This is a genomic window from Ideonella sp., assembly GCF_035254525.1.
Classification (GTDB): Bacteria; Pseudomonadota; Gammaproteobacteria; order Burkholderiales; family Burkholderiaceae_C; genus Ideonella.
Genome location: NZ_DATFAN010000194.1, coordinates 1 through 24,687, shown reverse-complemented (window position 1 = coordinate 24,687; position 24,687 = coordinate 1). Strand labels below are relative to the sequence as shown.

Annotated in this window: 23 protein-coding genes and 2 pseudogenes; 7 read left to right on the top strand and 18 right to left on the bottom strand. The window is 70.2% G+C overall.

All coding sequences use genetic code 11. From position 1 onward, the window contains the following. A pseudogene (locus VJ693_RS21145) lies at positions 1–300 on the top strand (hypothetical protein); the annotation flags it as partial. Between the two features lie 18 nt (positions 301–318). Here VJ693_RS21145 and VJ693_RS21140 read toward each other — a convergent pair. The 4 genes from VJ693_RS21140 to VJ693_RS21125 are packed head-to-tail and all read right to left on the bottom strand — an operon-like array spanning position 319 to position 4,880. Next, on the bottom strand, positions 319–1,305 hold the full coding sequence (locus VJ693_RS21140) for a tripartite tricarboxylate transporter substrate binding protein (RefSeq protein ID WP_324157461.1): 987 nt from the start codon (positions 1,303–1,305) through the stop codon (positions 319–321). Between the two features lie 35 nt (positions 1,306–1,340). After that, complete coding sequence (gene pyk / locus VJ693_RS21135) at positions 1,341–2,486, bottom strand: pyruvate kinase (RefSeq protein ID WP_324157459.1); 1,146 nt, start codon at positions 2,484–2,486, stop codon at positions 1,341–1,343. Beyond that, positions 2,487–3,773: a glycerate kinase gene (locus VJ693_RS21130; protein ID WP_324157457.1), complete on the bottom strand. Its 1,287-nt coding sequence runs from the start codon at positions 3,771–3,773 to the stop codon at positions 2,487–2,489. A gap of 18 nt (positions 3,774–3,791) precedes the next feature. Beyond that, positions 3,792–4,880, bottom strand: coding sequence for a tartrate dehydrogenase (locus VJ693_RS21125; RefSeq protein ID WP_324157456.1), 1,089 nt, complete (start codon positions 4,878–4,880; stop codon positions 3,792–3,794). 125 nt (positions 4,881–5,005) lie between these two features. On the opposite strand from VJ693_RS21125, the gene VJ693_RS21120 reads away from it, so the two are divergent. The 4 genes from VJ693_RS21120 to VJ693_RS21105 all read left to right on the top strand — a co-directional run bounded on the left by VJ693_RS21120 (position 5,006) and on the right by VJ693_RS21105 (position 8,859). Further along, entirely contained in the window at positions 5,006–5,926 is a 921-nt protein-coding gene (locus VJ693_RS21120; RefSeq protein WP_324157454.1) for a LysR substrate-binding domain-containing protein, read from the top strand. Continuing rightward, positions 5,923–6,804 (top strand): DMT family transporter, encoded by an 882-nt coding sequence (locus VJ693_RS21115; protein ID WP_324157452.1) that lies wholly within the window; start codon positions 5,923–5,925, stop codon positions 6,802–6,804. The genes VJ693_RS21120 and VJ693_RS21115 overlap by 4 nt, the downstream gene beginning before the upstream one ends. Before the next feature lie 132 nt (positions 6,805–6,936). Beyond that, a complete protein-coding gene (locus tag VJ693_RS21110) occupies positions 6,937–7,917 on the top strand; it encodes a quinone oxidoreductase (protein WP_324157451.1) in 981 nt (326 codons plus the stop codon). Between the two features lie 18 nt (positions 7,918–7,935). After that, complete coding sequence (locus VJ693_RS21105; RefSeq protein ID WP_324157449.1) at positions 7,936–8,859, top strand: LysR family transcriptional regulator; 924 nt, start codon at positions 7,936–7,938, stop codon at positions 8,857–8,859. Positions 8,860–8,868: 9 nt separating this feature from the next. On the opposite strand, the gene VJ693_RS21100 is transcribed toward VJ693_RS21105, so the two are convergent. From VJ693_RS21100 to VJ693_RS21075, 6 genes and pseudogenes are all read right to left on the bottom strand, one after another. Continuing rightward, entirely contained in the window at positions 8,869–9,423 is a 555-nt protein-coding gene (locus tag VJ693_RS21100) for a GAF domain-containing protein (RefSeq protein WP_324157448.1), read from the bottom strand. A 65-nt stretch (positions 9,424–9,488) separates the two neighbouring features. Next, a pseudogene (locus tag VJ693_RS21095) lies at positions 9,489–10,142 on the bottom strand (lipoyl protein ligase domain-containing protein); the annotation flags it as partial. A gap of 41 nt (positions 10,143–10,183) precedes the next feature. Then, complete coding sequence (locus tag VJ693_RS21090) at positions 10,184–10,435, bottom strand: lipoyl domain-containing protein (RefSeq protein ID WP_324157445.1); 252 nt, start codon at positions 10,433–10,435, stop codon at positions 10,184–10,186. Then, complete coding sequence (locus tag VJ693_RS21085) at positions 10,432–11,472, bottom strand: alpha-ketoacid dehydrogenase subunit beta (protein WP_324157443.1); 1,041 nt, start codon at positions 11,470–11,472, stop codon at positions 10,432–10,434. The genes VJ693_RS21090 and VJ693_RS21085 overlap by 4 nt, the downstream gene beginning before the upstream one ends. A 24-nt stretch (positions 11,473–11,496) precedes the next feature. Continuing rightward, a complete protein-coding gene (locus VJ693_RS21080; protein ID WP_324157442.1) occupies positions 11,497–12,510 on the bottom strand; it encodes a thiamine pyrophosphate-dependent dehydrogenase E1 component subunit alpha in 1,014 nt (337 codons plus the stop codon). A gap of 169 nt (positions 12,511–12,679) precedes the next feature. Further along, positions 12,680–14,224, bottom strand: coding sequence for a methyl-accepting chemotaxis protein (locus VJ693_RS21075; protein ID WP_324157464.1), 1,545 nt, complete (start codon positions 14,222–14,224; stop codon positions 12,680–12,682). 135 nt (positions 14,225–14,359) lie between these two features. Between VJ693_RS21075 and VJ693_RS21070 the strand changes: the two genes are divergently transcribed. Beyond that, the gene (locus VJ693_RS21070; RefSeq protein WP_324157440.1) at positions 14,360–15,031 is read left to right on the top strand and encodes a TetR/AcrR family transcriptional regulator; all 672 of its coding nucleotides are present in this window, start codon (positions 14,360–14,362) and stop codon (positions 15,029–15,031) included. Positions 15,032–15,050: 19 nt separating this feature from the next. Here VJ693_RS21070 and VJ693_RS21065 read toward each other — a convergent pair whose 3' ends face one another. Continuing rightward, positions 15,051–15,899, bottom strand: a complete 849-nt coding sequence (locus tag VJ693_RS21065; protein ID WP_324157462.1) for a TauD/TfdA dioxygenase family protein — start codon at positions 15,897–15,899, stop codon at positions 15,051–15,053. Positions 15,900–16,071: 172 nt separating this feature from the next. On the opposite strand from VJ693_RS21065, the gene VJ693_RS21060 reads away from it, so the two are divergent. Continuing rightward, on the top strand, positions 16,072–17,076 hold the full coding sequence (locus VJ693_RS21060; protein ID WP_324157439.1) for an AraC family transcriptional regulator: 1,005 nt from the start codon (positions 16,072–16,074) through the stop codon (positions 17,074–17,076). Here VJ693_RS21060 and VJ693_RS21055 read toward each other — a convergent pair. The 7 genes from VJ693_RS21055 to VJ693_RS21025 all read right to left on the bottom strand — a co-directional run. Further along, positions 17,073–17,540 carry a glutathione S-transferase N-terminal domain-containing protein gene (locus VJ693_RS21055; protein WP_324157438.1) on the bottom strand — a complete coding sequence of 156 codons (468 nt, stop codon included), beginning with the start codon at positions 17,538–17,540 and terminating at the stop codon, positions 17,073–17,075. The two genes, VJ693_RS21060 and VJ693_RS21055, sit on opposite strands and share 4 nt — an antisense overlap. Further along, complete coding sequence (locus VJ693_RS21050; protein ID WP_324157436.1) at positions 17,540–18,511, bottom strand: quinone oxidoreductase; 972 nt, start codon at positions 18,509–18,511, stop codon at positions 17,540–17,542. Before VJ693_RS21050 ends, VJ693_RS21055 begins: the two co-directional genes overlap by 1 nt. 32 nt (positions 18,512–18,543) lie before the next feature. After that, positions 18,544–19,905: an MFS transporter gene (locus VJ693_RS21045; RefSeq protein WP_324157435.1), complete on the bottom strand. Its 1,362-nt coding sequence runs from the start codon at positions 19,903–19,905 to the stop codon at positions 18,544–18,546. Between the two features lie 23 nt (positions 19,906–19,928). Then, positions 19,929–20,942 carry a porin gene (locus VJ693_RS21040; protein WP_324157433.1) on the bottom strand — a complete coding sequence of 338 codons (1,014 nt, stop codon included), beginning with the start codon at positions 20,940–20,942 and terminating at the stop codon, positions 19,929–19,931. A gap of 121 nt (positions 20,943–21,063) precedes the next feature. After that, complete coding sequence (locus VJ693_RS21035; RefSeq protein WP_324157431.1) at positions 21,064–22,704, bottom strand: 3-(methylthio)propionyl-CoA ligase; 1,641 nt, start codon at positions 22,702–22,704, stop codon at positions 21,064–21,066. Positions 22,705–22,737: 33 nt separating this feature from the next. Then, positions 22,738–23,796: a 3-keto-5-aminohexanoate cleavage protein gene (locus tag VJ693_RS21030; protein ID WP_324157429.1), complete on the bottom strand. Its 1,059-nt coding sequence runs from the start codon at positions 23,794–23,796 to the stop codon at positions 22,738–22,740. A gap of 78 nt (positions 23,797–23,874) precedes the next feature. Beyond that, positions 23,875–24,687, bottom strand: an 813-nt coding sequence (locus tag VJ693_RS21025; RefSeq protein ID WP_324157427.1) for a PepSY-associated TM helix domain-containing protein, incomplete at its 5' end; no start/stop codon positions are given.

Sequence of the window (24,687 nt, the reverse complement as noted above, 5' to 3'; positions counted from 1 at the left end):
CTGCCGGCCGAGGAACAGGCCGCCGCGGCCGCCGCCGGCAAGGACGAGCTGAAGCAGGCGGCCAAGCGCGTGCGCGAATCGAAGCGCAAGCCGGCCGCCGAGCCGGCCGACGCAGCACCCGAGGCGGCATCCGAGGCAGGTGCGGCCGAAGCAGACAGCCTGGAATCGCTGCGCCACCGCGTGGCCACCCTGGCCGCCGAGAACGCGGCGCTGCGCGACGAGGTGGCCAGCTTGCGAGCCCGGCTGCGGGCCATCGACAGCACGGCCGACCAGGCCGCGGAGATGTCGCCGCCGTTCTGATCGGCCCTGCCGCGGGCTCTACTCGATGGTGACCTTCCCGTTCTTCACCAGCTTGGCGAATTTCTCGGTCTCACCCTTGATCTGCTGACCCATCTGCTCGACGCTGTTGCCGATGGGCTCGGCACCGATCTCGTCCATCCGCTTGCGGAAATCCGGCGATTGGATGACCTTGACCACCTCGGCGTTCAGGCGGGCCACGACATCCTTGGGGGTGGCGACCGGCGCCAGCACGCCGAACCAGGTGCCGATGTTGAGGCCCTTCAAGCCGGCCTCGTCGAGCGTGGGCACGTCGGGCAGCGCAGAGGAGCGCTTGGCCGTCGTGACCGCCAGTGCGCGCAGCTTGCCGCTCCTGATGTGCTGCAGCACCGGGGTGATGGTGTCGAACGACATCGTGATCTGGCCGCCGAGCAGGTCGGTGGCCAGCGGGCCGCTGCCCTTGTACGGGATGTGGGCGATCTCGGTGCCGGTGAGGTTCTCGAACTGCGTGCCGATCAGGTGCTGCGCCGTGCCGTTGCCGTTGGAGCCGTAGGTCAGCTTGCCGGGCTGGGCCTTGGCCAGGGCCACCAGCTCCGCGACATTCTTCGCCGGCGTGGCGGCGTTGACCACCAGCACGTTCGGCACCAGCGCGACCGTCGTGATCGGGGCGAAGTCCTTCTGGAAGTCGTACGGCAGCTTCTTGTAGACGGCCGGGGCGATCGTGTGGTGCACCGCGCCCATCAGCAAGGTGTAGCCGTCCGCCTTCGCCTTGGCGACGTAGTCCGCGCCGAGCGTGGCGCCGGCGCCGGGCTTGTTCTCGACGATGACCGGCTGCCCCAGCGATTGCGACAGCTTCTCTCCGAGCGCACGTGCCAGCACATCCGTCGTGCCCCCCGGCGGGAACGGCACGACGAGGCTGACCGGCTTTGTGGGCCAGGTCTCGGCCATCGCGCTGCCGCTGCAGACGCACAAGGCGAGAGCGGCCGCCTGGACCAGGCGGCGGCGGGTGAAGGTCTGAACGTGTTGCATGCTTGTCTCCTATCGCGCTCGATGCGCTTGGGTCGTCAGTCGATCTGCGCGATGCGCAGCAGGTTGTTGGTGCCGGGTTTGCCGAAGGGCATGCCGGCGGCGATGACGATGGTCTGGCCGGCTTGCGCGAACTGCAGCCGTGTGGCGGTGTCGACCGCCAGCTCGGTCACCTCGTCGACGTTCATCACGTCGTGGCACAGGACCGGGTTCACGCCCCACACCAGCGCCAGGCGGCGTGCCGTCGCGCGCCGGGGCGTCATGCCGATGATGGTGGCGCGGGGCCGCTCGCGGGCCATGCGCAGCGCCGACGAGCCGGAGCTGGTGTAAGCCACCATGGCTGCGACATCGAGCAGCCCGGCCACCGAGCGCGCAGCCCAGCCGATCGCATCGGGCGTGTTGGCCGCCGGTGGCGTGTGCGAGGCCTCGATCGCATCGCGGTAGTGCGGGTCAGCCTCGGTCCGGGCGATGATGCGGTCCATCATCGCGACCGATTCGACGGGGCATTTGCCGGACGCCGATTCGGCCGACAGCATCACGGCATCCGCGCCGTCGTAGATCGCGGTGGCGACATCCGAGGCTTCGGCCCGGGTGGGCACCGGCGCGCTGACCATCGATTCCAGCATCTGCGTCGCGACGATCACCGGCTTGCCCAGCCGGCGGCAGGCCCGCACGATGCGCTTTTGAATGGCCGGCACCTGCTCGGCGGGCATCTCCACACCGAGGTCGCCGCGCGCCACCATCACCGCGTCGGTCTCGGCCAGGATCTCGTCGAGGCTGTCGATGGCGGCCGGCTTCTCGAGCTTGGCGACGATGCCCGCGCGGCCCCGCACGACCTCCTTGATCTCGACGATGTCGGCGGCTCGCTGGACGAAGGACAAGGCGATCCAGTCGATGCCGAGCGTGAGGGCGAAGTCGAGGTCGGCACGGTCCTTCTCGGTCAGGGCCGACAGCGGCAAGACCACGCCGGGCACGTTCACGCCCTTGCGGTCGGACAGCATCCCGCCATTCACCACGCGGCTATCGGCGAAGTCCTTGCCCGCCTTCTCGACCTTCAGCCGCAGCCGGCCGTCGTCGAGCAACAGCTCGGTGCCGGCCTCGAGCGCGGCGAAGATTTCCGGGTGCGGCAAGGGCGCGCGGGTGGCGCAGCGTCGCGACGATCTTGGCGTTGCAGGGGCCTGCATTCAGTGGTCCCCCGTCGAGGGCCCGTCGATGACGATGGCCCTGAAATCGTTCACGTTGGTCAGCGTCGGGCCGGTCACCACCGAATCGCCCAGCGCCTCGAAGAAGCCGTGCCCGTCGTTGTCGTCGAGGCGCTCGCGCGGCCTCAGGCCCTGCGCCCAGGCGCGGGCCAGGGTGTCGGGCGCCAGCAGCGCGCCGGCGATCTCTTCTTGCCCGTCCACGCCGTCGGTGTCCCCCGCCAGCGCATGCACACCGGGCTCGCCGTCCAGCGCCAACGCCAGCGACAGCAGGAACTCGACGTTGCGGCCACCGTGCCCCTGGCCGCGCAGGGTGACCGTGGTCTCGCCGCCCGAGAGCAAGACGCAGGGCGCCTGGAAGGGCTGGCCGCGCCGGGCCACCTGCAGTGCGATGCCGGCCAGCGTCTTGGCCACGTCGCCTGCCTCGCCCTCGATGGCGTCGCCGAGGATGTACGGGGGCACGCCGGCGCCGCGCGCCACGGCCGCCGCCGCCTCGAGGGCCATCTGCGGCGTGGCGATGAAATGGGTCTCGATGGCCGGCAGCCGTGCATCACCCGGCTTCAAGGTCTCGCCCTCGCCGCTCTCGAGCAGATCGAGCGCGCGCGGCGGCACCTCGATCCGGTAGCGGCGCAGGATGGTCAGCGCGTCGCGGCAAGTGGTCGGATCCGGCACGGTCGGGCCGGAGGCGATGTCGATCGGGTCGTCGCCCGGCACATCGGACAGCAGCAGGTTCACGACCCGGGCCGGGTGGCAGGCCGCCGCCAGGCGCCCGCCCTTGATGGCAGACAGGTGCCGGCGCACGCAGTTCATCTCACCGATGCCGGCGCCACTGGCCAGCAACGCGCGGTTGAGCCCCTGCTTGTCGGCCAGCGTCAGCCCCGGCCAGGCCAGCGGCAACAGCGATGAGCCGCCGCCCGAGATGAGGCACAGCACGAGGTCGTCGGCGGTCAATCCTTCGACGACGCCGAGCAGCCGCCGGGCCGCGGCCTCACCGGCCGCATCCGGCACCGGGTGCGCTGCCTCGACGATCTCGATGTGCCGGCATGGCACGGCATGGCCGTAGCGCGTGACGACCAGGCCGGACAGCGGCCCCGGCCAGTGGGCCTCGACCGCCTGCGCCATCGCGGCCGATGCCTTGCCGGCGCCGATCACCACCAGGCGGCCCTTCGGCGGCGCCGGCAGGTGGCGAGGGACGCAGAGCGCGGGCTGCGCGGCGGCAATGGCCGCGTCGAACATGGCGCGCAGCAGCTGGCGCGGGTTGGCGATGGGCATGGCCTGGGCCGCCGGGCGTCAGGCCGCCTTGCGCCGGGCGTTCGCCGCGAGCAGCTCGCAGACCGCCTGGGTGACCTGCGCCGTGGTGGCCTTGCCGCCCAGGTCACGCGTGTGCAGCGCCGTGTCGGCCGTGACCTGCTCGATCGCCTGCATGACGCGCTGGGCGGCGTCGAGCTCGCCCAGGTGCTCCAGCAGCATCACGACCGACCAGAAGGTGCCGACCGGATTGGCCAGGCCCTTGCCCATGATGTCGAAGGCCGAGCCGTGGATGGGCTCGAACATGGACGGGTAGCGGTGCTCGGGATCGATGTTGCCGGTCGGCGCGATACCCAGGCTGCCGGCCAGCGCCGCCGCCAGGTCGCTCAGGATGTCGGCGTGCAGGTTGGTGGCGACGATGGTGTCCAGCGTGGCCGGCCGGTTGACCATGCGCGCCGTGGCGGCGTCGACCAGCTCCTTGTCCCAGGTGACGTCCGGGAACTCCTTGGACACCTGCAGCGCGATCTCGTCCCACATCACCATCGCATGGCGCTGGGCATTGCTCTTCGTGATCACGGTCAGCAGCTTGCGCGGGCGTGATTGGGCCAGCTTGAAGGCGAAGCGAAGGATGCGCTCAACACCGACGCGGGTCATCATCGACACATCGGTGGCGGCCTCGATCGGGTGGCCCTGGTGGACGCGGCCACCGACGCCGGAGTATTCGCCTTCGGAGTTCTCGCGCACGATGACCCAGTTCAGGTCTTCGGGGGCGCAGCGCTTGAGCGGGCCGTCGATGCCGGGCAGGATGCGCGTGGGCCGCACGTTGGCGTATTGATCGAAGCCCTGGCAGATCTTCAGGCGCAGGCCCCACAGCGTGATGTGGTCGGGGATGTGCGGGTCGCCGGCCGAGCCGAACAGGATCGCGTCCTTGTCGCGCAAGGCATCCAGGCCGTCGTCCGGCATCATCACGCCGTGCTTGCGGAAGTAATCGCCGCCCCAGTCGAAGTTCTCGAACTCGAAGCGGAAGCTGCTGCTCGATGTCGCGAGTGCCTCCAGCACCTGCCGGCCGGCCGGAACGACCTCCTTGCCGATGCCGTCTCCGGGGATGGTCGCGATGGAATAGGTCTTCATGGAGGTGTCTCCTGGGCTGAGGCCGAGGCCGGTGGATCGATGGCGCCACTGTAGAAACTGGACGGGCCCCACGCTCACGGCTAGAGTGAATCCATCGTTAACCTCAAGCTAACAATGGGGCCCGCATGAAGAGTGGCATCCAGCCGGCCGACCTGGGCTTCTTCTCCGTTCTCGCGAGTGCCGGCAGCCTGAGCGCCGCCGCGCGCGAGCTGGGCATCACCACCCCGGCCGTGAGCAAGCACCTGGCGCAGATGGAAGCGCGCGTCGGCGTCTCGCTGGTGAACCGGACGACGCGGCGCATGAGCATGACGCCCGAAGGCGATCTGTACCTCGAGCACGCGCGGCGCATCCTCGGCGAGATCGACGACCTGGAGGAGTTGCTCGGCGTGTCGAAGGCGACCCCCAAGGGCTTGCTGCGCGTGAACGCCACGCTGGGCTTCGGGCGCAGCCATGTGGCGCCCCTAATCTCGAAGTTCGTTCGCAAGCACCCGCAGGTCGAGGTGCAGTTGCAGCTGTCGGTCAACCCGCCGCCCCTGACGGACGACACCTTCGACGTCTGCATTCGCTTCGGTGCGCCACCGGACACGCGCGTGATCGCCCGGCATATCGCGCCGAACCGGCGGCTGTTGTGCGCCGCGCCGTCCTACCTGGCCAGGCACGGCATTCCGAAGGTGCCGCACGAGCTCACGCGGCACAACTGCATCGGCATCCGCCAGGGCGAAGAGGCTTACGGGGTGTGGCGCCTGGCCAGCGGGCGCGGCAAGGCGGCGGCCGTCGAGGCCGTGAAGATCCGCGGCAACCTGACGACCAACGACGGCGAGATTGCCGTCAACTGGGCGCTCGACGGCCACGGCATCCTGATGCGTGCCGAATGGGACATCGAGCGATTCCTGCGCACCGGGCGCCTCGTCCAGGTGCTGCCCCAGTACCACACCCCCGACGCCGACATCTATGCGGTCTATCCGCAGCGCCACCAGCTGGCGGCACGCGTGCGGGCGTTCGTGGATTTCGTGGCACTGACCTTCAACCAGCAATCCGTGCGATGAACAACGGCCCCGCCCAAGGCGCCATCGACCGCCTGTCCCCCTTGCTGTTCGTGGCGCTGTGGAGCACCGGCTTTATCGGCGCCAAGTTCGGCCTTCCCGATGCCGAGCCGCTGACCTTCCTGACGGTGCGCTATGCCGCCGTCCTGGCCCTGATGGGCACGCTGGCCTGGCTCACGCGAGCCCCCTGGCCGCGCACGGCAGGCGCCTGGCTGCACATTGGCGTGTCCGGCCTGCTGGTGCACGGCCTGTACCTGGGTGGCGTGTTCACGGCCATCGGCCATGGCCTGTCCGCCGGCGTCACGGCCCTGGTCGTGGGGCTGCAACCCTTGATGACGGCCTTGGCCGCAGGCGCCTTGCTGGGCGAACGGGTGCGGCCGGCGCAATGGGCCGGCCTGGTCCTCGGCTTCGTCGGCGTGGGCCTGGTGGTGGCCGACAAGGTGGCCTCCGTGCCGGCGGGTGCGCTGCTGGCCATGCTGTTGCCGGCTGCGCTGGCGCTGTTCGGCATCACGGCCGGCACCCTCTACCAGAAGCGCTTCTGCCCGTCGTTCGATCTGCGCACCGGCGCCGTCATCCAGTTCATCCCCAGCCTCGTCGCGACGGCGCTCCTGGCAAGCCTGACGGAAACGATGGCCGTGCGCTGGACCGGCGGTTTCGTGTTTGCGCTGTCGTGGCTGGTGCTCGTCCTGTCGCTCGGCGCGGTGAGCCTGCTCAACGTGCTCATCCGCCGAGGCAGTGCCGTGAATGTCGCCAGCCTCTTCTACCTGACCCCGCCCACGACCGCGCTGATGGCCTGGGCCTTGTTCGGCGAAACGCTCACCGGCCCGGCCTTGCTCGGCATGGGGCTGGCGGCATGGGGCGTGTGGCTCGCGCGCCGCTGATCCTCTCGCCCCCACTGCTGCATGAGGTGCAGCGGTGACCTGCACCTGAGGTCATTGTTCGGCGCGGCGCGTGCCGCCAAGATCGGTCCATCGCAGGCCGGCATGGCCGCGATCGATCACGAGGAACAGACCATGGCACAGCTCATCAGATTGACGCGCACCGGCGGGGCGGAGGTACTTGAGTTGACGACGGCGGACCGCGCCGATCCCGGCCCGAACGAAGCCTGGGTGGAGCAGGAGGCGGTCGGCGTCAACTACCTGGATGTGACGCAGCGCTCGGGCGCCGTGCCGATCCCGCTGCCGAACGGCCTCGGGCTGGAGGGCGCCGGTCGCGTGGCGGCCGTCGGCTCCGCGGTTCGCAATGTCGCGGTGGGCGACCGTGTCGCCTACGCACTGGGCCCCCTCGGCAGCTACGCGAGTGGGCGCCTGGTTCCCGCCGAGCGCCTGATCAAGCTGCCCGAAGCCTTGAGCTTCGACGGTGCCGCCGCCGTGCTCTTCAAGGGCATCACGGCGCAATACCTCATCAAGTCCACCTACCAGGTACAGGCCGGGACGGTCGTGCTGCTCTACGGCGTGGCCGGCGCGGTGGGGCAGATCCTGGCGCCCTGGGCGAAGCACCTGGGCGCCACCGTGATCGGCGTGGTCTCCAAGCCAGCCAGCGTCGAGCGTGCGCGCGCCGCCGGCTGCGATGAGGCGCTGGTCTGGGGCGCGTGTGACCTGCCGGCGGAAGTCTCCCGCCTGACCGGTGGGCGCAAGGCCGACGTGGTGTACGACGGCATCGGCCGCCTCACCTTCGCGACCTCGCTGGATTGCCTGCGCCCCCGAGGCCTGATGGTGTCCATGGGCGCGTCTACCGGTGCCCCTGCGGCGGTCGACGTCGGAACGCTCAACGCCAAGGGCTCGCTGTACCTGACGCGCCCCGGCCTGGCGGCCCACGCGACGAACGTCGACGAGTACCGCCAGCGCGCGAAGGACGTCTTCGACGCCGTGGCGACAGGCGTCTTCAAGCCATCGATCTCGCGCAGCTTCCCGCTGGCAGAGGCGGCCCGCGCGCACGCCTTGCTCGAAGAGGGCTCGGCCGCCGGCGCCATCATCCTGAAGCCGGCGGCATAGCAGTGTGAGAATCCCTGCATGATCGAACTCGACGCCGGCCGCATGGATGAACTGGCCGCGTTGATCGCAGTCGCCAAGACAGGCTCCTTCGTTGCCGCCGGCCGCGCGCTCGAACGGCACGCCACCATCGTGTCGAAGCGCATCGCATCGCTTGAGCGCCGGCTTGGCGTGCGCCTCGTCGAGCGAACCACCCGGCAGGTCCGTTTGACCCAGGCGGGCCAGCAGCTCGCCAGCCGGCTCAGCCATGCCGGCAACCTGATCCTCGAGGCCGAGCAGGAAGCCTCCGCCGGCGCCGCGGCCCTTCGCGGCCACCTGCGGGTCGCCCTGCCCGCGGCGATGGGGCGGCTGTGGCTGGCGCCGCTGCTGCCATCGTTCCTGCAGCGCTACCCGGCGCTGCACGTCGAGGTCAACTACAGCGAACGCTATGTCGATCTCGTCGCCGAGGGCTACGACGTGGCGCTTCGTGTGGGCACCCTCAGCGACAGCCGCCTGGTGGCCCAGAGGCTGGGCCAGCATCAGCGCATCCTGTGCGCCTCGCCGGCCTACGTCGAGCGACACGGTATGCCCGAGGAGCCGGCCCAGCTGGCCGCGCACAACTGCCTGGAGTTTCAGGGCTTCTCGTCGTTCCCGAACTGGCGGCTGTCCAATGGGCGCCGCTGCGAGACCATCACCGCTCGCGGGTCGATGCGTTCCAACGACAACAGCGCCTTGCTGGACGCGGCCCGGGCCGGCATCGGCATCCTCGGCACCGGCGAATGGCTGGTGACGCGCGACATCGCCGCCGGCGCGCTGGTGCGCGTGCTGCCAGACTGGGCCTTCGACGTGGACGGCGGCATCTACCTGGTCCGGCCCTCGACCCAGCACGCACCCGCGCGCACCGACGCGTTTCTCGAGTGGATGCGCGAACAGTTCCGCCACCACATGCCGTGGTGCAGGGAATGATCGCTCCTGCTACCCCCGCAAGCTGCCCGTCGCCAGCCAGTTTCCGAGCGCCCGGCGCCGGGCGCGCAGGCCGGAGATCTCGGCCGCGCACTTCCTGAGCGCCGAGACCTCGGAGGCCTTCCATTTGCGAACGACATCGCTGGTGCAGGTGACAACGCCCCACACCTCGCCATTGCCCCCGTACGAGGCCGCCAGCAGGGCGCGGATGTTGAACGGCACCAGCATGGTCTGCCTGACGCCCTGGAGGGCGGGCGCCGCGAACGTGTCTTCGCAGACGTAGCAGCCCGCCTGGACCAGCGCGCCGAAGAAGCCGCCGCCGGCCTCGGGGAACGCGGCGGCACCGGCCACGACGCGATGGCGCGTGCCGTCGTAGGCCGCGACGCTGCGCATGACGCGCTGGCCCAGCTCGCCGGAAACGCTCCAGAAGGTCACGTGCACGCACTTGAGCGTCTGCTGGATGTGCTGGGCCACGCGGCCCGCGGCTTCGAGCTCGGTCATGCGCTCGGCATCGAGCTCAAGCGCCAGGTCGCGCATCAGGAAATGGAACTTGGGTGCGCGCGTCACGCTGGCTCTCGACCGTTACTGCAAACGGCCATTTTCTCCCGGCGTCTTCGCCGGGGCGCGGCGGTTCACCCGACTGCCGTGCCCAGGGCGGCATCAATGCGCACACTCAGCGCCGCCGCGAAGCGGCTCGCGTCCACCGGCCGGCCGGAAACCTCGTGGCACGAGACCGTGCGGGCTTGCAGTGCGGCCAGGTCGCCCGGCTGGCCGGCCGCCTCGCACAGCAGGGCCCAGTCTGGCGGCGAGACCAGTGTGCCCGCGACCAGCAGCACCGCGTCGCGCCGGCGGCGCTGGGCGAGGCCGACGAGCTTGCGCCCGCCACCGGCCACGAGCTCCCACGGCGACAGGCTGCCGAAGCAGGCCCAGCGCACCGTCGGGATCGCGGCGTTCGCGGCGGCCACGTCGGCGGGCCGCAGCAGTTCGGCCGCGATGCCGGCGTCCGCCAGCGCGGCGTGGTGCAGCGCGGCCAGCGGCTCGTAGGCGCCGACCACGCCGGCGCGCGCCCACGGGTGCTCGGCCGGCAGGGCCACCGAGACGCTGACGAGCCAGGGGCCGGTCAGCACCGCGCCGCCGCCGGATTCGCGCTGCACGAGCGCGGCACGCCCGCCCAGGCGCTGCTGCATGTCGTCGCGCAGCGCGCGCTGCGAGCAGCCCAGCACGATCGCCGGCTCGGCATAGCGCCACACGCGGTGGCGCGGGGCCGCCGCGGGCGCGTCCAGCGCCTGGGTGTTCCAGGCCTGTTCGTCGGCGGCGGTCGTGGTGTCTACGGTGTCGACTCCAGCGTGGCGATGGGCTGGCCGCGGGCGAAGGTGTCGCCGGCGGCCAGGTGCAGAGTCTGCACCCGGCCGGCTGCCGGCGCCACCACCTCGAGGCTGGCCTTCACGAGCACCACCTTGGCCAGCGCCTGGCCCGCCGTGACGGCATCGCCCTCGGCCACGAGCCACTGGTCCAGCAGCGCCTGCACCCCCGTGTCGACGCCCTCCCAGGCGCTGTCGGGCAGGCTCACCTCGATCATGCCGACACACCCTCGGCCACGCGGCGCGTCATCAGGCGCCGGGCCGATTCCGCGATGTCGGCCACCTGCGGGATCACGAACTTCTCGAGCGGCCGGCTGTACGGGATCGGCACGCCCGGCACCGCCAGGCGCTGGATCGGCGCCTTGAGCGCCAGCGTGTCGAGCTTCTCGGCCACGATGGCGGCAATCTCGCCGGTCAGGCCGAAGCCGAGGTAGTCCTCGTCGGCGACCAGCAGGCGCCCGGTCTTGGCGACCGATTTCAGCACCGCGTCGCGATCCAGCGGCACCAGCGTGCGCAGGTCGATCACCTCGGCGTGGATGCCGCCGCGCGCCAGTTCATCGGCGGCCAGCAGCGCCTTGTGCACCATCTGGCTGATCGCGACGATGGTCAGGTCCTTGCCCTCGCGCGCGACGCGGGCCTCGCCGAAGGGCACGGTGTAGGCCTCCTCGGGCACCGCGTTCGTGCTGCCTTCGAAGTAGGCCATCCACGGCAGGCCCATGATGCCCTTGTGGTACATGAACATGACCGGGTTGTCGTCGCGGATCGCCTGGATCATCAGGCCCTTGGCGTCGTAGGCGTTCGACGGCACCACCACCTTCAGCCCGGGCATGTGGGCGAAGGTCGAATACAGGCACTGCGAGTGCTGCGCGGCATCGCTGTAGCCGCCGCCGATGGCGGTCGTCAGCACCACCGGCAGCTTGATGTGGCCGCCGGCCATGTAGGTGTTCTTGGCCAGATGGTTGTAGATCTGGTCCATGCACACGCCGAAGAAGTCGACGAACATCAGCTCGACGATCGGCCGCAGGCCGGTGGCGGCGGCGCCGGTGGCCGCGCCGATGAACGCGGTCTCGGAGATCGGCGTGTCCATCACGCGCTCCGCTCCGAACTTCTGCAGCAGCCCCCCGGTGGCGCCGAAGATGCCGCCGTAGGTGCCGATGTCTTCGCCCATCACGAACACGCGCTCGTCGCGCGTCATCTCCAGCGCGATGCCTTCGGCGATGGCCTGGGCCATCGTGAGATTGCGGGTCTGGCTCATGGCTTGCTCCTCGTGATGTTCGGCTCAGGCGGCGGCGAAGACGTCGTTCAGGGCGTCGTGCGCGACCGGGTAGGGGCTGCGGCGCGCGAAGTCGAAGGCCTCGGCCACGCGCTGCTTGGCACGGGCGATGATCTGCGCGTCCTCGGCCTCGGTGATCAGCTTGTCGCGCTTGAGCATGGTGGCCAGCCGCGGGATCGGGTCGTCCTCGCGCAGGTGCGCCACCTCGCCCTTGGGCCGGTAGACCTCGGGGTCGCCCTGGAAGTGGCCGAGGTAGCGGTCGGTCTTCACCTCGATCAGGCTCGGGCCCTCGCCGCGGCGCGCACGCGCCACCGCCGCGCCGGCGGCGTCGAAGACTTCGAGCGGGTCGTTGTGCGGCACGCGCACGCCGGGCATGCCGTAGCCTGCGGCGCGGTCGGCCACCGAGGCGATCGAGGTCGCATGCTCCTTGGGCACCGAGATCGCCCAGTGGTTGTCCTCGCAGACGAAGATCACCGGCAGCTGCCACAGCGCGGCGAGGTTCAGCGATTCATGGAACGAGCCCTGGTTGGCCGCGCCTTCGCCGAAGAAGGCCACCGCGACCCAATCCTTGCCGAGCTTCTTGGCCGCCAGCGCCGCCCCGCAGGCGGGCGGCAGGCTGGCGCCGATGATGCCGCTGCAGCTGAAGCGGTGCTCGGGGTCGAACAGGTGCATGTGGCCGCCCTTGCCCTTGCCCAGGCCGGTGGACTTGCCGAACATCTCGGCCGTCATCCGGTTCATCGGCACCCCCTTGGCGATCGCGAAGTGGTGCGGCCGGTGCGTGCCGACCACCGTGTCCTCCTTCGTCAGGTGGGCGCACACGCCCACCGCCACCGGCTCCTGCCCGGCAGCCAGGTGCATCTCGCCGGGCACGGGCCCCGAGCCGATGTCGAAGGCCAGGCCCTTCTGGATGTTCGGCGGCAGCTTGCCCTCGAGGTAGACGCTGGCCATCGTCTCCTCGTAGTGGCGGATCGCCACCATGGTCTCGTACATCCACAACAGCTGCTCGGTGCTGGCTTGCATGCTCGTCTCCTTCGTTCCGGCGTGAACAACGGCCTCGCGAGCTGCCTCGAGCGTTGGGGCCGTGGCGGAGAAGAACAATAGGCTCGATACACCGGCGCCATTTGCGCCAGATCACTTCGTGAGCCGTGTTGCGTTGCAGCAGGCGCTGCCGAGACTCGACCGACGCCGATCAGCGAAAGACGCCGACGGCCTCCACCAGGCGCGCGGTCTGCTCGCTCAGGCTCTGCGAGGCCGCCGCGCTCTGTTCCACCAGAGCGGCGTTCTGCTGGGTGATCTGGTCCAGGTGGGCCACGGCCTGGTTGACCTGAGTGATGCCGCCGCTCTGCTCGGCGGTGGCGGCGCTGATCTCGCCGATCAGATCGGAGACCCGCTTCACCTTGGCGACGATCTCTTCCATGGTCTGGCCCGCATCGTCGACGAGCTTCGCGCCGGTCTCCACCTGATCGACGCTGGCGCCGATCAGGCTCTTGATTTCCTTTGCGGCCTCCGCGCTCCGCTGCGCCAGGCTGCGCACCTCGCCGGCGACCACGGCAAAGCCCCGGCCCTGCTCACCGGCGCGCGCGGCTTCCACCGCGGCGTTGAGCGCGAGGATGTTGGTCTGGAAGGCGATGCCGTCGATGACGCCGATGATGTCGGCGATCTTGCGCGAGCTGCTGGTGATCCCGCTCATCGTGGCGACGACCTGCGACACGGCCTGCCCGCCATCGGCCGCGGCCTCGCGGGCCGAGGCCGACAGCAGATTGGCCTGGCCAGCCGTGTCGGCGTTGTGCTTGACCGTCGAGGTCATCTGCTCCATCGACGAGGCGGTCTCCTGCACGCTCGCCGCGGCCTGTTCGGTGCGCGCGCTGAGGTCGTTGTTGCCCTGGGCGATCTCGCTGGCGGCCGTCTGCACGCTGAGCACCTGCTGGCTCACGTCGTCGACCAGCCAGCGGAACATCAGGCCGAGCTGGCTGATCGTGCGCATGGTCATGCCGATCTCGTCGACCCGATCCATGTGCACGACATCGCGGCTTCTGCCGGTCGCCACGTCGAGCGCCTGCTTTCGCAGCAGTTCCAGCGGCCGTGCGAGCTGCCATTCCAGCGCCGCGGAGCCGCCGAGCGCGGCGATGGCCGCCACGGCAGCCAGCTTGGCCACGGCCGCCCCATCGGCGGCCAGGAACACGCCGCACAGCACGCAGAACAGCCACATGGCGGCCATCGTGAGGCGGATGCGGCCGCGCACGGGCATGGTCTTGCGCAGCGTCAGCAGCGAGGCGATGCCGGTGCGGACGACGACACCCTTGTGGAACTTGCGTCCGCCGGCCTTGCCGTCGCGCAGGTCCGAATACAGCGCCTGGGCCCCGGCGATTTCTTCGCGCGTGGGCTTGGTGCGCACCGACATGTAGCCCATCTGCCGTCCGTTGCGCACGATCGGGATCGCGTTGGCGCGCACCCAGTAGTGGTCGCCGTCCTTGCGGCGGTTCTTCACCAGGGCCGTCCACGGCTCGCCGCCCTGGAGGGTCGACCACATGTCGCCGAACGCCTCTTTCGGCATGTCGGGGTGCCGCACGAAGTTGTGAGGCTGCCCGATGATCTCTTCGCGCGAGAAGCCGCTGACGGCCACGAAGGCGTCGTTCGCATAGGTGACATGGCTTTGCGTGTCCGTCGTGGACATCAGCGTCGCGTTGTCGGCGAAGGCGTACTCGCGCTGGGTCACTGGCTCATTGATTCGCATGAAAGGTTCCTTTGCGCGGCGTACCTCGTTTATCGGCGAAACCAGGGCACCAAGAATGGTAAATTTACGCGTATAGAGTGCATTAATTTGGTGCATCGCCACCCGCGATGGCGCCGCTTTAGACTCCGGCCCACCATGCCGTCGAAGACCGCTGCCCCTCGACCCGCCGATTCGCTGCCGCGCGTGCGGCGCGGCAACGCTGGCGACGCGCAGCTGATGCGCGAGGTGCTCACCGACGCCGCGCTGGCGCTCTTCTCCGAAGGCGGGCCGAATGCGGTGTCGATGCGCGGCCTGTCGGCCCGATTGGGCATCTCGGCGATGACCCCGTACCGCTACTTCGCCAACAAGGCGGCGCTGTTCGGTGCGCTGTGGCAGCACCTGTTCGCGGACCTGCACGCCGCGGTGTCGCGCGCGGTCGATTCGCACACCGGGGGGCGCAACCGCTTCAGGGCGTGCGTCGATGCGTTCCTGGCCTACTACGAGAGCCACCCCGACGAGTACCGGCTGGTCTACCTGACCCCGCACGGCACCGGCGTGGCCGAGCCGGAACAGATCTCCATGTTCGGCGAATTCAAGCGCCTGATTCGCCTCGGCGTGGCCGAGTTCGCCCAAGAGATCGGCGTCGCGCCAACGCATGGCCCGATCGCCGAAGACCTCACCTTGCTGACGGTGTTCGGCTACCTGCAGGCGGCGATGGTCCACCACGGCCACCCGTGGAGCGACCGCGGCCTGCTGCGCAGCGCCTGCATCGGCCAGATGGTGCTGATGGTCGAACGGTGCCTGCGCGACGGGCCGCACGACAACTAGGTCACGTCGGCCCAGGCGTTCAGAACGGCTTGTCGCCGATGATGCCGGCGCGCTCCATCTTGCGCTCGCAGGGCGGGTAGTCCATCACCGCGTAGTGCTGGGTCGAGCGGTTGTCCCAGAAGGCCATGCTGTTCTTCTTCCAGCGCCAGCGCACCTGGAACTCGGGGATGAAGGCCTGGCTGATCAGGTAGTTCAGCAACTGGCTCGCGCCGGGGCTGTAGTCCTGCCCGAAGCGCACGTTGGCGGCGGTGTGGTAGTTCGTGAAGTGGGTCGTGAAGGCGTTGACGAACAGCACCTTCTCGCCGGTGTCGGGGTGGGTGCGCACGACCGGGTGCTCGGCGTCCGGGTACTGCGCCTTCAGCGCGAGGCGTTTCTCGATCGGCATCGCGGCGCCGAAGCTGGCCTCGATGCTGTGGCGCGCGCGCAGGCCGTCGATCTTCTGCTTCACGTCCTCCGGCAATCGGGCATACGCCTCGACCATGTTCGCCCACATCGTGTCGCCGCCGACCGGCGGGCACTCGACGCAGCGCAGCACGCAGCCGAAGGGCGGCGCCTCGCGCCAGGTGGCGTCGGTGTGCCAGGCGTTCTCGTAGCGGTCGTTCGGTGTCTCGGGCGACTTGTAGATGCGCACCAGCCCCGGGTGCTCGGGGTCGCTGCCGGCCACGGGGTGGTCTTCCAGCTCGCCGAAACGGCGCGCGAAGGCCACGTGCTGGGCACGAGTGATGTCCTGGTCGCGGAAGAACAGCACGCGATGCCGCAGCAGCAGCGTGCGGATCTCGGCCATCAGCGCATCGTCCTGGGCGGCGGCCCCGAGGTCGATGCCGCCGATCTCGGCGCCGATCGTGCAGGTCAGCGGCTCGACGTGGATCGAGCGCGTCAGGGCGCCGGCGCGCACGAATGCGGGGGATGCGGTGGCGGGGGCCGCGGTGGTCGTGGGGGTCATGGGTCTTGTCTCCTGTCGCTTTGGGGCGTGATCCAGTGTGCGGAAGACGTGATGACCCGGCTTGACGGGCTAGGACGCCAACTTACCATTCGGCGACATGCAGCACCTGGTCCGGGCCGCGAGCCTCACCAACTACAGCGAGGTCGCGCGCGGCCTGGGGCTGGACCCGAATCGTCTGCTGATGGATGCCGGCCTGTCGCCCGGCATGCTGAACGACCCCGATCTGAAGTTGCCGGCCGAGCGCGTGGCTCAGCTGCTCGAGCGCTCGGCGGCCGCATCGGGCTTCGAGAGTTTCGGGCTGCGCATGGCGGAGTCGCGCCAGCTGTCCAACCTCGGGCCGGTGGGCCTGCTGATCCGCGACCAGCCGACGCTGCGCGACTCGATCGCGGTGCTGATCCGCTACCACGCGGCGCTGAACGGCTCGATCGCGATCATGCTGGAGGAGTCGGCCGGCGTCGTGGTCGTGCGCGAGGAGATCGTCGTCGGCGCCGGCGTGCCGGTGCGCCAGGCGATCGAGCTGGCCATCGGCGTGCTGCTGCGCCTGATGCGGCGCGTCCTGGGCGACGACTGGCGGCCGCGGCGGGTGTGCTTCATGCACCCGCCGCCCAAGGACACCAGCACCCACCTGCGCGTGTTCGGCCCCTGCGTGGAGTTCAACCACGATTTCAACGGCATCGTCTGCTCGAAATCCGACCTCGACGCGAAGAACGCCAGCGCCGACCCGTTGATGGCGCGCTACGCGCAGCGCCTGCTCGACGAGACGGTCGAAGTCGACCCGTCGCACACCGTGCTGCAGGACGTGCGCCGCACGGTGCTGCTGCTCTTGCCTTCGGGCCGCTGCAGCATCGAGCTGGTGGCCGAGCACCTGGGCCTCGTGCCGCGCACCGTGCAGCGCCGGCTGGCCGAGCAGGGCGTGACCTTCTCCGAGCTGGTCAACCAGCTCCGCGTCGAGCTGGCCACGCGCTACGTGACGCAGAGCGACCGCCCGCTGATCGACGTGGCCGCGCTGCTCGGCTTCGCCGCGCCGAGCGGCTTCTCGCGCTGGTACCAGGGCCAGTTCGGCTGCAGCCCGACGCAAAGCCGCGCCGGGGCGGCCCGTTAAACCGCCGCCAGCGCCGCTCGCACGGCGGGCAGCGCGTGAGGGCCGACCGCCGTGTGGAGCTGCTCGCGGCCGCGCAGGCGGATCGCCGCGTGCATCGCCGGGTCACCCGAGTAGCGCTCGGGCCGGCTGATCGGGCGGAACGAGGCGGCGTGCACTTCGGCGGCGATGTAGCCGATCCAGCTCTGGATGCGCGCGCGCTCGGCGCTGCCGGCCGGCGCGAACAGCGGCGTGCCGGGCCGCAGGTCGGCCAGGTAGGGCAGGATCGCCGCGTTCTCGGTCAGCACGCTGCCGTCGGCGAGCTTCAGGGCCGGCACGCGGCCCAGCGGGTTGACCGCGTGGATCGGCGAATCGGGCCGGCGCAGCGGCACGCTGAGCACCTCGACCGGCAGCTCCAGCGCCATCGCCACGACCTGCGCGGCGAGGCAGCAGGCCCCGGGCGACACATACAGCTGCATGGCCTGCATCACGGCACCAGGATGGTCGCGCCGATCGTGCGGCGCGACTCGAGCGCGCGGTGCGCCTCGGCCGCCTCGGCGAGCGTGAAGACCTGCTGCGGCTCGCTGCGGATCTTGCCCTGCAGCACCAGGTCGAACAGCTCATCGGCCATCTTCAGCAGGTTCGAGCGCGGCAGCGCGTAGTCGACCATCGCCGGCCGCGTGACCCACAGCGAGCCCTTCATCGCCAGCAGCGTCACGTCGAGCACCACCGGGCCCGAGGTCGTGCCGTTGCTGACCAGCGTGCCCTTCTTCTGCAGGCAGTCCAGCGAGCCCATGAAGGTGTCCTTGCCGACCGAATCGAAGACCACCGGCACGCCCTTGCCGCCGGTGATCTCCTTGACCCGCTCGACGAAGTTCTCGCGGTTGTAGTTGATGACGTGGGCGCAGCCATGGGCCTTGGCGACCTCGGCCTTCTCGTCCGAACCCACGGTGCCGATCATCGTCACGCCCAGCGCCCTGGCCCACTGGCAGGCGATCAGGCCCACGCCGCCGGCGGCTGCGTGGTAAAGGATGGTGTCGCCGGCCTTGAGCGGGTAGACCTGGCGGAACAGGTACTGCGCGGTCAGGCCCTTCATGATGATCGTCGCCGCGGTGCGGTCGGAGATGCCGTCGGGCAGCTTGATCAGCACCTCGGCCGGCATCACGCGGGCTTCCGAGTAGGCGCCCAGCGGGCCCAGCATGTAGCCCACGCGGTCGCCCGGCGCGAGGTAGGTCACGCCCTCGCCCACCGCCTCGACGACGCCGACGGCATCCGAGCCCAGGCCGCTGGGCAGCGCCGCCGGGTAGCGCCCGATGCGGAAGTAGACGTCGATGAAGTTGACCGCGATGCCGCTGTGGCGCACGCGCACCTGGCCGGGGCCGGGGTCGCCGACCTCGACGTCTTCGAGCCTGAGCACCCCGGGGCCGCCGGTCTCGTGGAAGCGGATCGCCTTGGTCATGATGGAGTTCTCCTTGGATCGTGAAGGGGGAGTCAGGCCGCGGCCGGCGCAGCGGGCGTGGGCGGCGTCGTGCCGCCATCGGCGGCCAGGCGCACGTCGGCCAGCGCGGCCACCTCGGCCTCGTAGCTGCGTGCGGCATGGACGAACAGCAGCGCCGCCAGCGCGCCGAAGGCCGGCACCACCGCCAGCGCGGTGCCCAGGCCGAACTGGTCCGACAGCACGCCGGCCACGAAGGGCCCGAGCGCCAGGCCGAGCAGGTTCTGGAACAGCGACAGCACCGCGGCTCCGGTCGAGCGCACCGACGGGTGCACGACATCGATCACCACCGAGGCGATCGGGCCGACGCTGCAGGTCATCACGAAACCGCCGGCGATGATCCAGCCCAATTGCTGCGCGGCCGGCGCGGCGCCGAAGGCATAGGCCAGCAGGCCGAGCGAGACCAGGCACAGCGCGGCCACGCCCAGCAGCTTGTTGCGCAGGCGCCGCTGCGCCAGGCGATCGATCACCGCACCCCAGGCGAAGCTGCCCAACGCGCCGGCCAGCACGACCAGCGCCGCCTGCTTGCCCGCCTGGTCGGGCGCGAGGCCGTGCAAGCGGTTCAGGAAACTCGGCAGCCACGACCAGACCGCCGAGACCACGATGAGCTGCATCGCGCCGCCGAGGCAGGCCCACAGCAGCGTGCGTGAGCGGGCCAGCGCACCGGCGATGTGGCGCGCCACGCCGCCGGCAGACTGGGTGGCGCGCTCCAGGCGCGCCGTCAGCGGCACGGTGCGGTAGTCGCGCACCAGCAGGTAGGCCAGCGCCAGCACGAGGCCGGGCACGCCGACGACGCCGAAGGCCGACTTCCATCCCCAGCGCGCGGCGATCAGGCCGCCCAGCAGCACGCCGAGCACCGAGCCCAGCGAGGCCGCGGCGAAGAAGGCGCCGAGCAGGGCGGAGCGCAGCCGCGCCGGGAACAAGCTCGCGATCAGCGCGGCGCCGACCGAGCCGTAGCCCGTCTCGCCGGCGCCCACCACCGCGCGGGCCGCGAAGAGCTGGGCATAGGTGGAGCTGAACATGCAGCTGATCGTTGCCAGGCTCCACACCGTGGCCATCACGACGATGCTGCGCACGCGGCTGAAGCGGTCGGCCAGCAGCGCGACCGGGATCGCGCCGGCGGCCACCACGATCGAGACGATCGACACCAAGCCGCCGAGCTGCTTGTCGCTCAGGCCCCAGTCGGCCTTCAGGTAGGGAAACAGCGAGACGATGACCTGGCGGTCGATGTAGTCGAACAGCATCAGGCCGAAGGTCATCGCGAAGGCGAACCAGGCCTGGGCCGGGCGGACCAGGTAACCGTCGCCGCGGCCACCGCCGGCGGTGCCGGCTGACTTGTCGATCGCGTGCAGGTGCATCGTCGTCCCCTGTCGTGGGTGGGTCAGAAGATGTGGCGGATGCCGAGGTCGGCGCCGTTCGCATCCTTGTTCGGCGCGGTCACGGCGCCGTTCACCGCCATCGCCGCGCCATCGCTGTTGGCCAGGTGGGCCAGGCTGCCGTACAGCGCCGTGCGCTTGGACAGGTGATACACGAAACCCAGGCCGGTGCGCAGCGTGGTGCCGATGTCGGCGCCGCCCGGCGACTTCAGCACCGACTGCGCGACCGAGGCCTTGAGCTCGGTGGTGCCGAACGCGTACATGCCGCTGAGCTGCATGCCGTGGCTGTCGGGGCCCGCGCCGCTGTTGGCGCGGTCGTACAGGCCGTAGAGCGTGAAGGCGCCGAGCTTGTAGCGGGCGCCGATGGTGAACGCGTTCAGGTCGTCGATCGCCGGGTTGAAGTAGCGGCCGAAGGCGGCATGGCCGGCGAAGGCACCGCCTTGGTAGCCGACGCTCAGGCCCGTGTACTTGCCGGCCGGTGCGCCCTCGTTGGCGCTGACCATCGCGTTGGCCATGAAGCCGCCCAGCGTGGCGGGCGTCAGGTAGTTGACCGCGTTCACCGCGCGCAGGTTGGCCGGCTGCGCGATCTCCATCGAGCCGAACAGCACCTGCTGCGCGGCCACGCCCTGCGGGCCGAAGGCGTCGTAGGTGGCGTGCACGAGGAAGTTCGGGGTGTACTGGCGGCCGAGCTGCACCTCGCCCCAGCCGCCGGCCAGGCCGACGTAGGACAGGCGGTTCCAGAACGCGGCCGGCGAGGCGGCCGTGCCGGTATCGCTGTTCAGGCCGTGCTCGATCAGGAAGTTGGCCTTCAGGCCGCCGCCCAGATCTTCGGTGCCGCGAAAGCCGAGCCGGCTGCCCATCAGGCCGCCGGTGCCGACCTGCTTGTTGTCGCTGACCGAGCCGCTGCCCCAGCCGAGGTTGGTGTCGATCACGCCGTAGACGGTGACGCTGGACTGGGCGCTGGCGCCGCCGGCGAAAGCGCCCAGGGCGAGGGCGCAGGCGAGAAGGGATCGGTTCATTCGGCTTGTCTCCGAGGGGTTGTGGAATGGCGCCATGGTCGCGCTGCGACTGTCTTGGCAATGCGCATTCGGCGACGCCGGCTTGCCCTTTGGCGACAGCCTCGGGCAAGCCCTGAGTCAGTCAGGCCGTGGGCAACGGGTGCCCGCGGAACTGCTCTCGAAGCCGGTTCTTCAGCATCTTGCCGGTCGCGCCGAGCGGGATCGCCTCGACGAAGACCACGTCGTCAGGGGTCCACCATTTCGCGATCCGGCCCTCGTAGAAGCCGATCAGCTCCTCGCGCGTCAGTGCGGCGCCGGGCTTCTTCACGACGACCAGCAGCGGCCGCTCGTCCCACTTGGGGTGCGGCACCGCGATGCAGGCGGCCATCGCGACGGCCGGGTGCGCCATCGCGATGTTCTCGAGGTCGATCGAGCCGATCCACTCGCCGCCGGACTTGATCACGTCCTTGCTGCGGTCGGTGATCTGCATGAAGCCGTCGGCATCGATGGTGGCCACGTCGCCGGTGGGGAACCAGGCCTCGCCGTTCGAGTGGACCAACGGGTCGCCGCCCTCACCCTTGAGGTATTGCGCGACGACCCAGGGGCCCTTGACCAGCAGTTCGCCCGAGGCCTGGCCATCCCACGGCAACTCGCGGCCGTCGTCGCCGACGATCTTCATGTCGACGCCGAACACCGCGCGGCCCTGCTTGGCCTGGATCGCCTCGCGTTCGCTCTCGGGCAGCGCGAGCTGGTGCCCGTTGAGCACGCCGGCCGTGCCCAGCGGGCTCAGCTCGGTCATGCCCCAGGCGTGCAGCACCTGCACGCCATGGCGCTGCTGGAAGGTGTGCATCATCGCCGGCGGGCAAGCCGAGCCGCCGATCACCGTGCGCTTCATCGTCGTGAACCTCAGGTCGTTGGCCTCGACGTGCGCGAGCAGGCCCTGCCAGACCGTCGGCACGCCGGCCGACAAGGTGACGCCCTCCGATTCGAACAGCTCGTGCAGCGATTTGCCATCCATCGCCGGGCCGGGGAAGACCAGCTTGGCGCCCGCCAGGCAGGCCGCGTACGGCAGGCCCCAGGCGTTGACGTGGAACATCGGCACGACCGGCAGGATGGTCTCGCGCGCCGAGACGTTCAGCGCATCGGGCAGCGCGACCGCCATCGTATGCAGCAGCGTCGAGCGGTGGCTGTAGAGCACGCCCTTCGGGTTGCCGGTGGTGCCGCTCGTGTAGCACAGCGAGGCCGCGGCGTTCTCGTCGAACACCGGCCAGTCGCAGGCATCGCTGGCGGCGTCGACCAGTTCCTCGTAGCACAGCAGGCCGGGGATCTTCGCGCCGGCCGGCATGTGCGCGCGGTCGGTCATCGCGACGAAGGCCCTCACCGTGGCGAGCTGCGGCGCGATCGCCTCGACGAGGGGCAGGAAGCTCAGGTCGAAGCACAGCACGCGGTCCTCGGCGTGGTCGGCGACCCAGCGCATCTGGTCGGGGTGCAGGCGCGGGTTCAGCGTGTGCAGCACGCGCTGCGAGCCCGACACCGCGTAGTACAGCTCCATGTGCCGATGGCCGTTCCAGGCCAGCGTGGCCACGCGCTCACCGGGCGCCACGCCGAGGGCATCCAGCGCATTGGCCAGGCGCCGCGCGCGGGCCGCGAGCTCGCGGTAGCTCAGGCGGTGGAGGTCGCCCTCGACGCGGCGCGACACCACCTGCTGCCCGCCGTGGTGGCGCTCGGCATGACGCAGCAGCGACGAGATCAGCAGCGGCTGCTGCATCATCAATCCGTTCATCGGGATGCTCGCTCGGGTTCGGGTGGCGTCGGCTCAGGCGGCCTGACGCAACGTGGCGCCGCGCTGCCCGGGCCGGCGGTTCGGCGCGTAGCCGAGCGCGGCCAGCGTCTCGTCGGCGTTGGCGTAGGTCGTGCCGATCTTGTAGATCTCGCGCGCCTCCTTGCCGGTGGCGACCTCGCGGCCCAGCTCGTGCGCCAGGCGGACGAGCTGCTCGACCTGCTGGACCGAGCCCATCTTTTCACCCTTGCGGCCCCACAGCGTGTCCTCGATGCCGCAGCGGGTGTGCAGGCCCATCGCCATTGCCATCGCGTTGACCGGCAGCACATTGCGCATGATGGTCTCCAGCGTCAGGCAGGCGCCGTCGGGCACCCGGCGGATGAACTCCATCATGTTGTACGGGCTCGGGCCGTCGAAGCCGCCGCCGATCGCAACCCAGGTCAGGTTCAGCGGGCCGGTGTAGACGCTGCGGCGGATCAACCGCTCGACCGTCTCGAGTTGGGCCACGGTGGCGAGCTGGAAGTGCGGCTGGATGCCGTTGGCCTGCAGGCGCTTCAGGTGCTCCTCGACCCAGGTCGGGCCGGCCGGCACGGTCATCTCGCGGTAGGCCTGGTACACCGCCGGGCGCTCGAACGAGGTGCCGGCGTAGTCGTCGGCACTCATCAGCTCGACGACGTTCATCTGGTTGGTGTTGATCGCGATCGTCACCTGGTCGGGCTTGGGGCTGAGCTCGGCCAGCATGTGGCGCGTGTCGTCGCTGAGCCACTTGGCATCGGCGCCCTCGCCTTCGGGGGCGAACGAGATCGAGCCGCCGACCTGGATGATCAGGTCGGGCACCGCGTCCTTGATGCCGGCGATCAGTTCGTTGAACTTGGACAGCCGCTTGCTGCCCTTGCCGTCGGCCTCGCGCACATGCAGGTGCAGCACGGTGGCGCCGGCGTTGTAGCAGTCCACCGCTTTCTGCACCTGGGCCGGCATCGACACCGCGATGTCCTGCGGGAAGTCCTCCGGCTCCCACTCGGGGCCGTACGGGGCGACGGTGATGACCAGCTTGTCCTGGTTCTCGGGCAGCAGCGAATCGTCGAGGAAGTTCATGCGCGTCTCCTGGCTTGTCTCGGCGCCCGGCGCGGGATGCGGCCGGGTCGATCCGTCGAGCAGGATGTTCGCGGCTGGCTATCCGACGTGATGTGCCGAAAGCGACCCGGGCTTATCCATTGGCGCCAGGCGCGCCGGCGCCGTGGCCGCCCTCGCCCGCCGCTTGCGCGCCCAGATCAGCACCCCGGTCACGCTGAAGCCCGCGATGGCCACGCCCAGCAGCGACATCAGCACCCGGCCGGGCAGGCCGATGATGCGGCCCGAGTGCAGCGGGAACATGCTCTGCATGAAGAGGTCGCCGGCGCTGCCGGTGCCGGGCACGTCGGCGCCGGCGAGTTCGCCGGTGCGCGCGTCGAAATACAGCCAGGGGTTGCCGAGGCCGCCGTCGCCGTGGTCGTTGCCCGGCTCGAAGAAGCCCACGCCCCACAGGCCGAATTCGGGTGACAAGAAGATGCCGCCCGCCGGCCGCTGCCAGCCGCGCCGGCGCGCCTCGGCCTCGGCCGAGCGCAGCACCTCGGCGCGGCTGAACAACGGCTCGATCGGCTGCGCCGCCGGCGTGCGGCTGGCGAAGGGCGACGGGCTCAGCGCGGAGAACCACGACACCATCGGCCGCATGACCTCGCGGTTCAGGTTCATCGACACCGAGGTGACCGCCACCATCAGCACCAGCACAAAGAGCCACACGCCGCCCGAACGGTGCAGGTCGAACACCAGCCGGTGGCCGCCGGCCGACCAGCGGAAGGCGAACGAGCGCTTCCATTGCGCGCGGCTGGGGAACGAGATCCACAGCGCGATCAGCGTGTCGAGCACCCAGGCGATCGCGACAAGGCCCATCAGCCAGACACCCCATTCGATGCCGCCGCTTTCGGGCAGGTGCATCGAGTAGTGCAG

Coding starts and splice junctions, on each gene's coding strand:
- VJ693_RS21140 (WP_324157461.1), bottom strand. CDS start 1,305: ATGCAACACGTTCAGACCTTCACCCGCCGCCGCCTGGTCCAGGCGGCC.
- pyk (WP_324157459.1), bottom strand. CDS start 2,486: ATGCAGGCCCCTGCAACGCCAAGATCGTCGCGACGCTGCGCCACCCGC.
- VJ693_RS21130 (WP_324157457.1), bottom strand. CDS start 3,773: ATGCCCATCGCCAACCCGCGCCAGCTGCTGCGCGCCATGTTCGACGCG.
- VJ693_RS21125 (WP_324157456.1), bottom strand. CDS start 4,880: ATGAAGACCTATTCCATCGCGACCATCCCCGGAGACGGCATCGGCAAG.
- VJ693_RS21120 (WP_324157454.1), top strand. CDS start 5,006: ATGAAGAGTGGCATCCAGCCGGCCGACCTGGGCTTCTTCTCCGTTCTC.
- VJ693_RS21115 (WP_324157452.1), top strand. CDS start 5,923: ATGAACAACGGCCCCGCCCAAGGCGCCATCGACCGCCTGTCCCCCTTG.
- VJ693_RS21110 (WP_324157451.1), top strand. CDS start 6,937: ATGGCACAGCTCATCAGATTGACGCGCACCGGCGGGGCGGAGGTACTT.
- VJ693_RS21105 (WP_324157449.1), top strand. CDS start 7,936: ATGATCGAACTCGACGCCGGCCGCATGGATGAACTGGCCGCGTTGATC.
- VJ693_RS21090 (WP_324157445.1), bottom strand. CDS start 10,435: ATGATCGAGGTGAGCCTGCCCGACAGCGCCTGGGAGGGCGTCGACACG.
- VJ693_RS21085 (WP_324157443.1), bottom strand. CDS start 11,472: ATGAGCCAGACCCGCAATCTCACGATGGCCCAGGCCATCGCCGAAGGC.
- VJ693_RS21080 (WP_324157442.1), bottom strand. CDS start 12,510: ATGCAAGCCAGCACCGAGCAGCTGTTGTGGATGTACGAGACCATGGTG.
- VJ693_RS21075 (WP_324157464.1), bottom strand. CDS start 14,224: ATGCGAATCAATGAGCCAGTGACCCAGCGCGAGTACGCCTTCGCCGAC.
- VJ693_RS21070 (WP_324157440.1), top strand. CDS start 14,360: ATGCCGTCGAAGACCGCTGCCCCTCGACCCGCCGATTCGCTGCCGCGC.
- VJ693_RS21060 (WP_324157439.1), top strand. CDS start 16,072: ATGCAGCACCTGGTCCGGGCCGCGAGCCTCACCAACTACAGCGAGGTC.
- VJ693_RS21055 (WP_324157438.1), bottom strand. CDS start 17,540: ATGCAGGCCATGCAGCTGTATGTGTCGCCCGGGGCCTGCTGCCTCGCC.
- VJ693_RS21050 (WP_324157436.1), bottom strand. CDS start 18,511: ATGACCAAGGCGATCCGCTTCCACGAGACCGGCGGCCCCGGGGTGCTC.
- VJ693_RS21045 (WP_324157435.1), bottom strand. CDS start 19,905: ATGCACCTGCACGCGATCGACAAGTCAGCCGGCACCGCCGGCGGTGGC.
- VJ693_RS21040 (WP_324157433.1), bottom strand. CDS start 20,942: ATGAACCGATCCCTTCTCGCCTGCGCCCTCGCCCTGGGCGCTTTCGCC.
- VJ693_RS21035 (WP_324157431.1), bottom strand. CDS start 22,704: ATGAACGGATTGATGATGCAGCAGCCGCTGCTGATCTCGTCGCTGCTG.
- VJ693_RS21030 (WP_324157429.1), bottom strand. CDS start 23,796: ATGAACTTCCTCGACGATTCGCTGCTGCCCGAGAACCAGGACAAGCTG.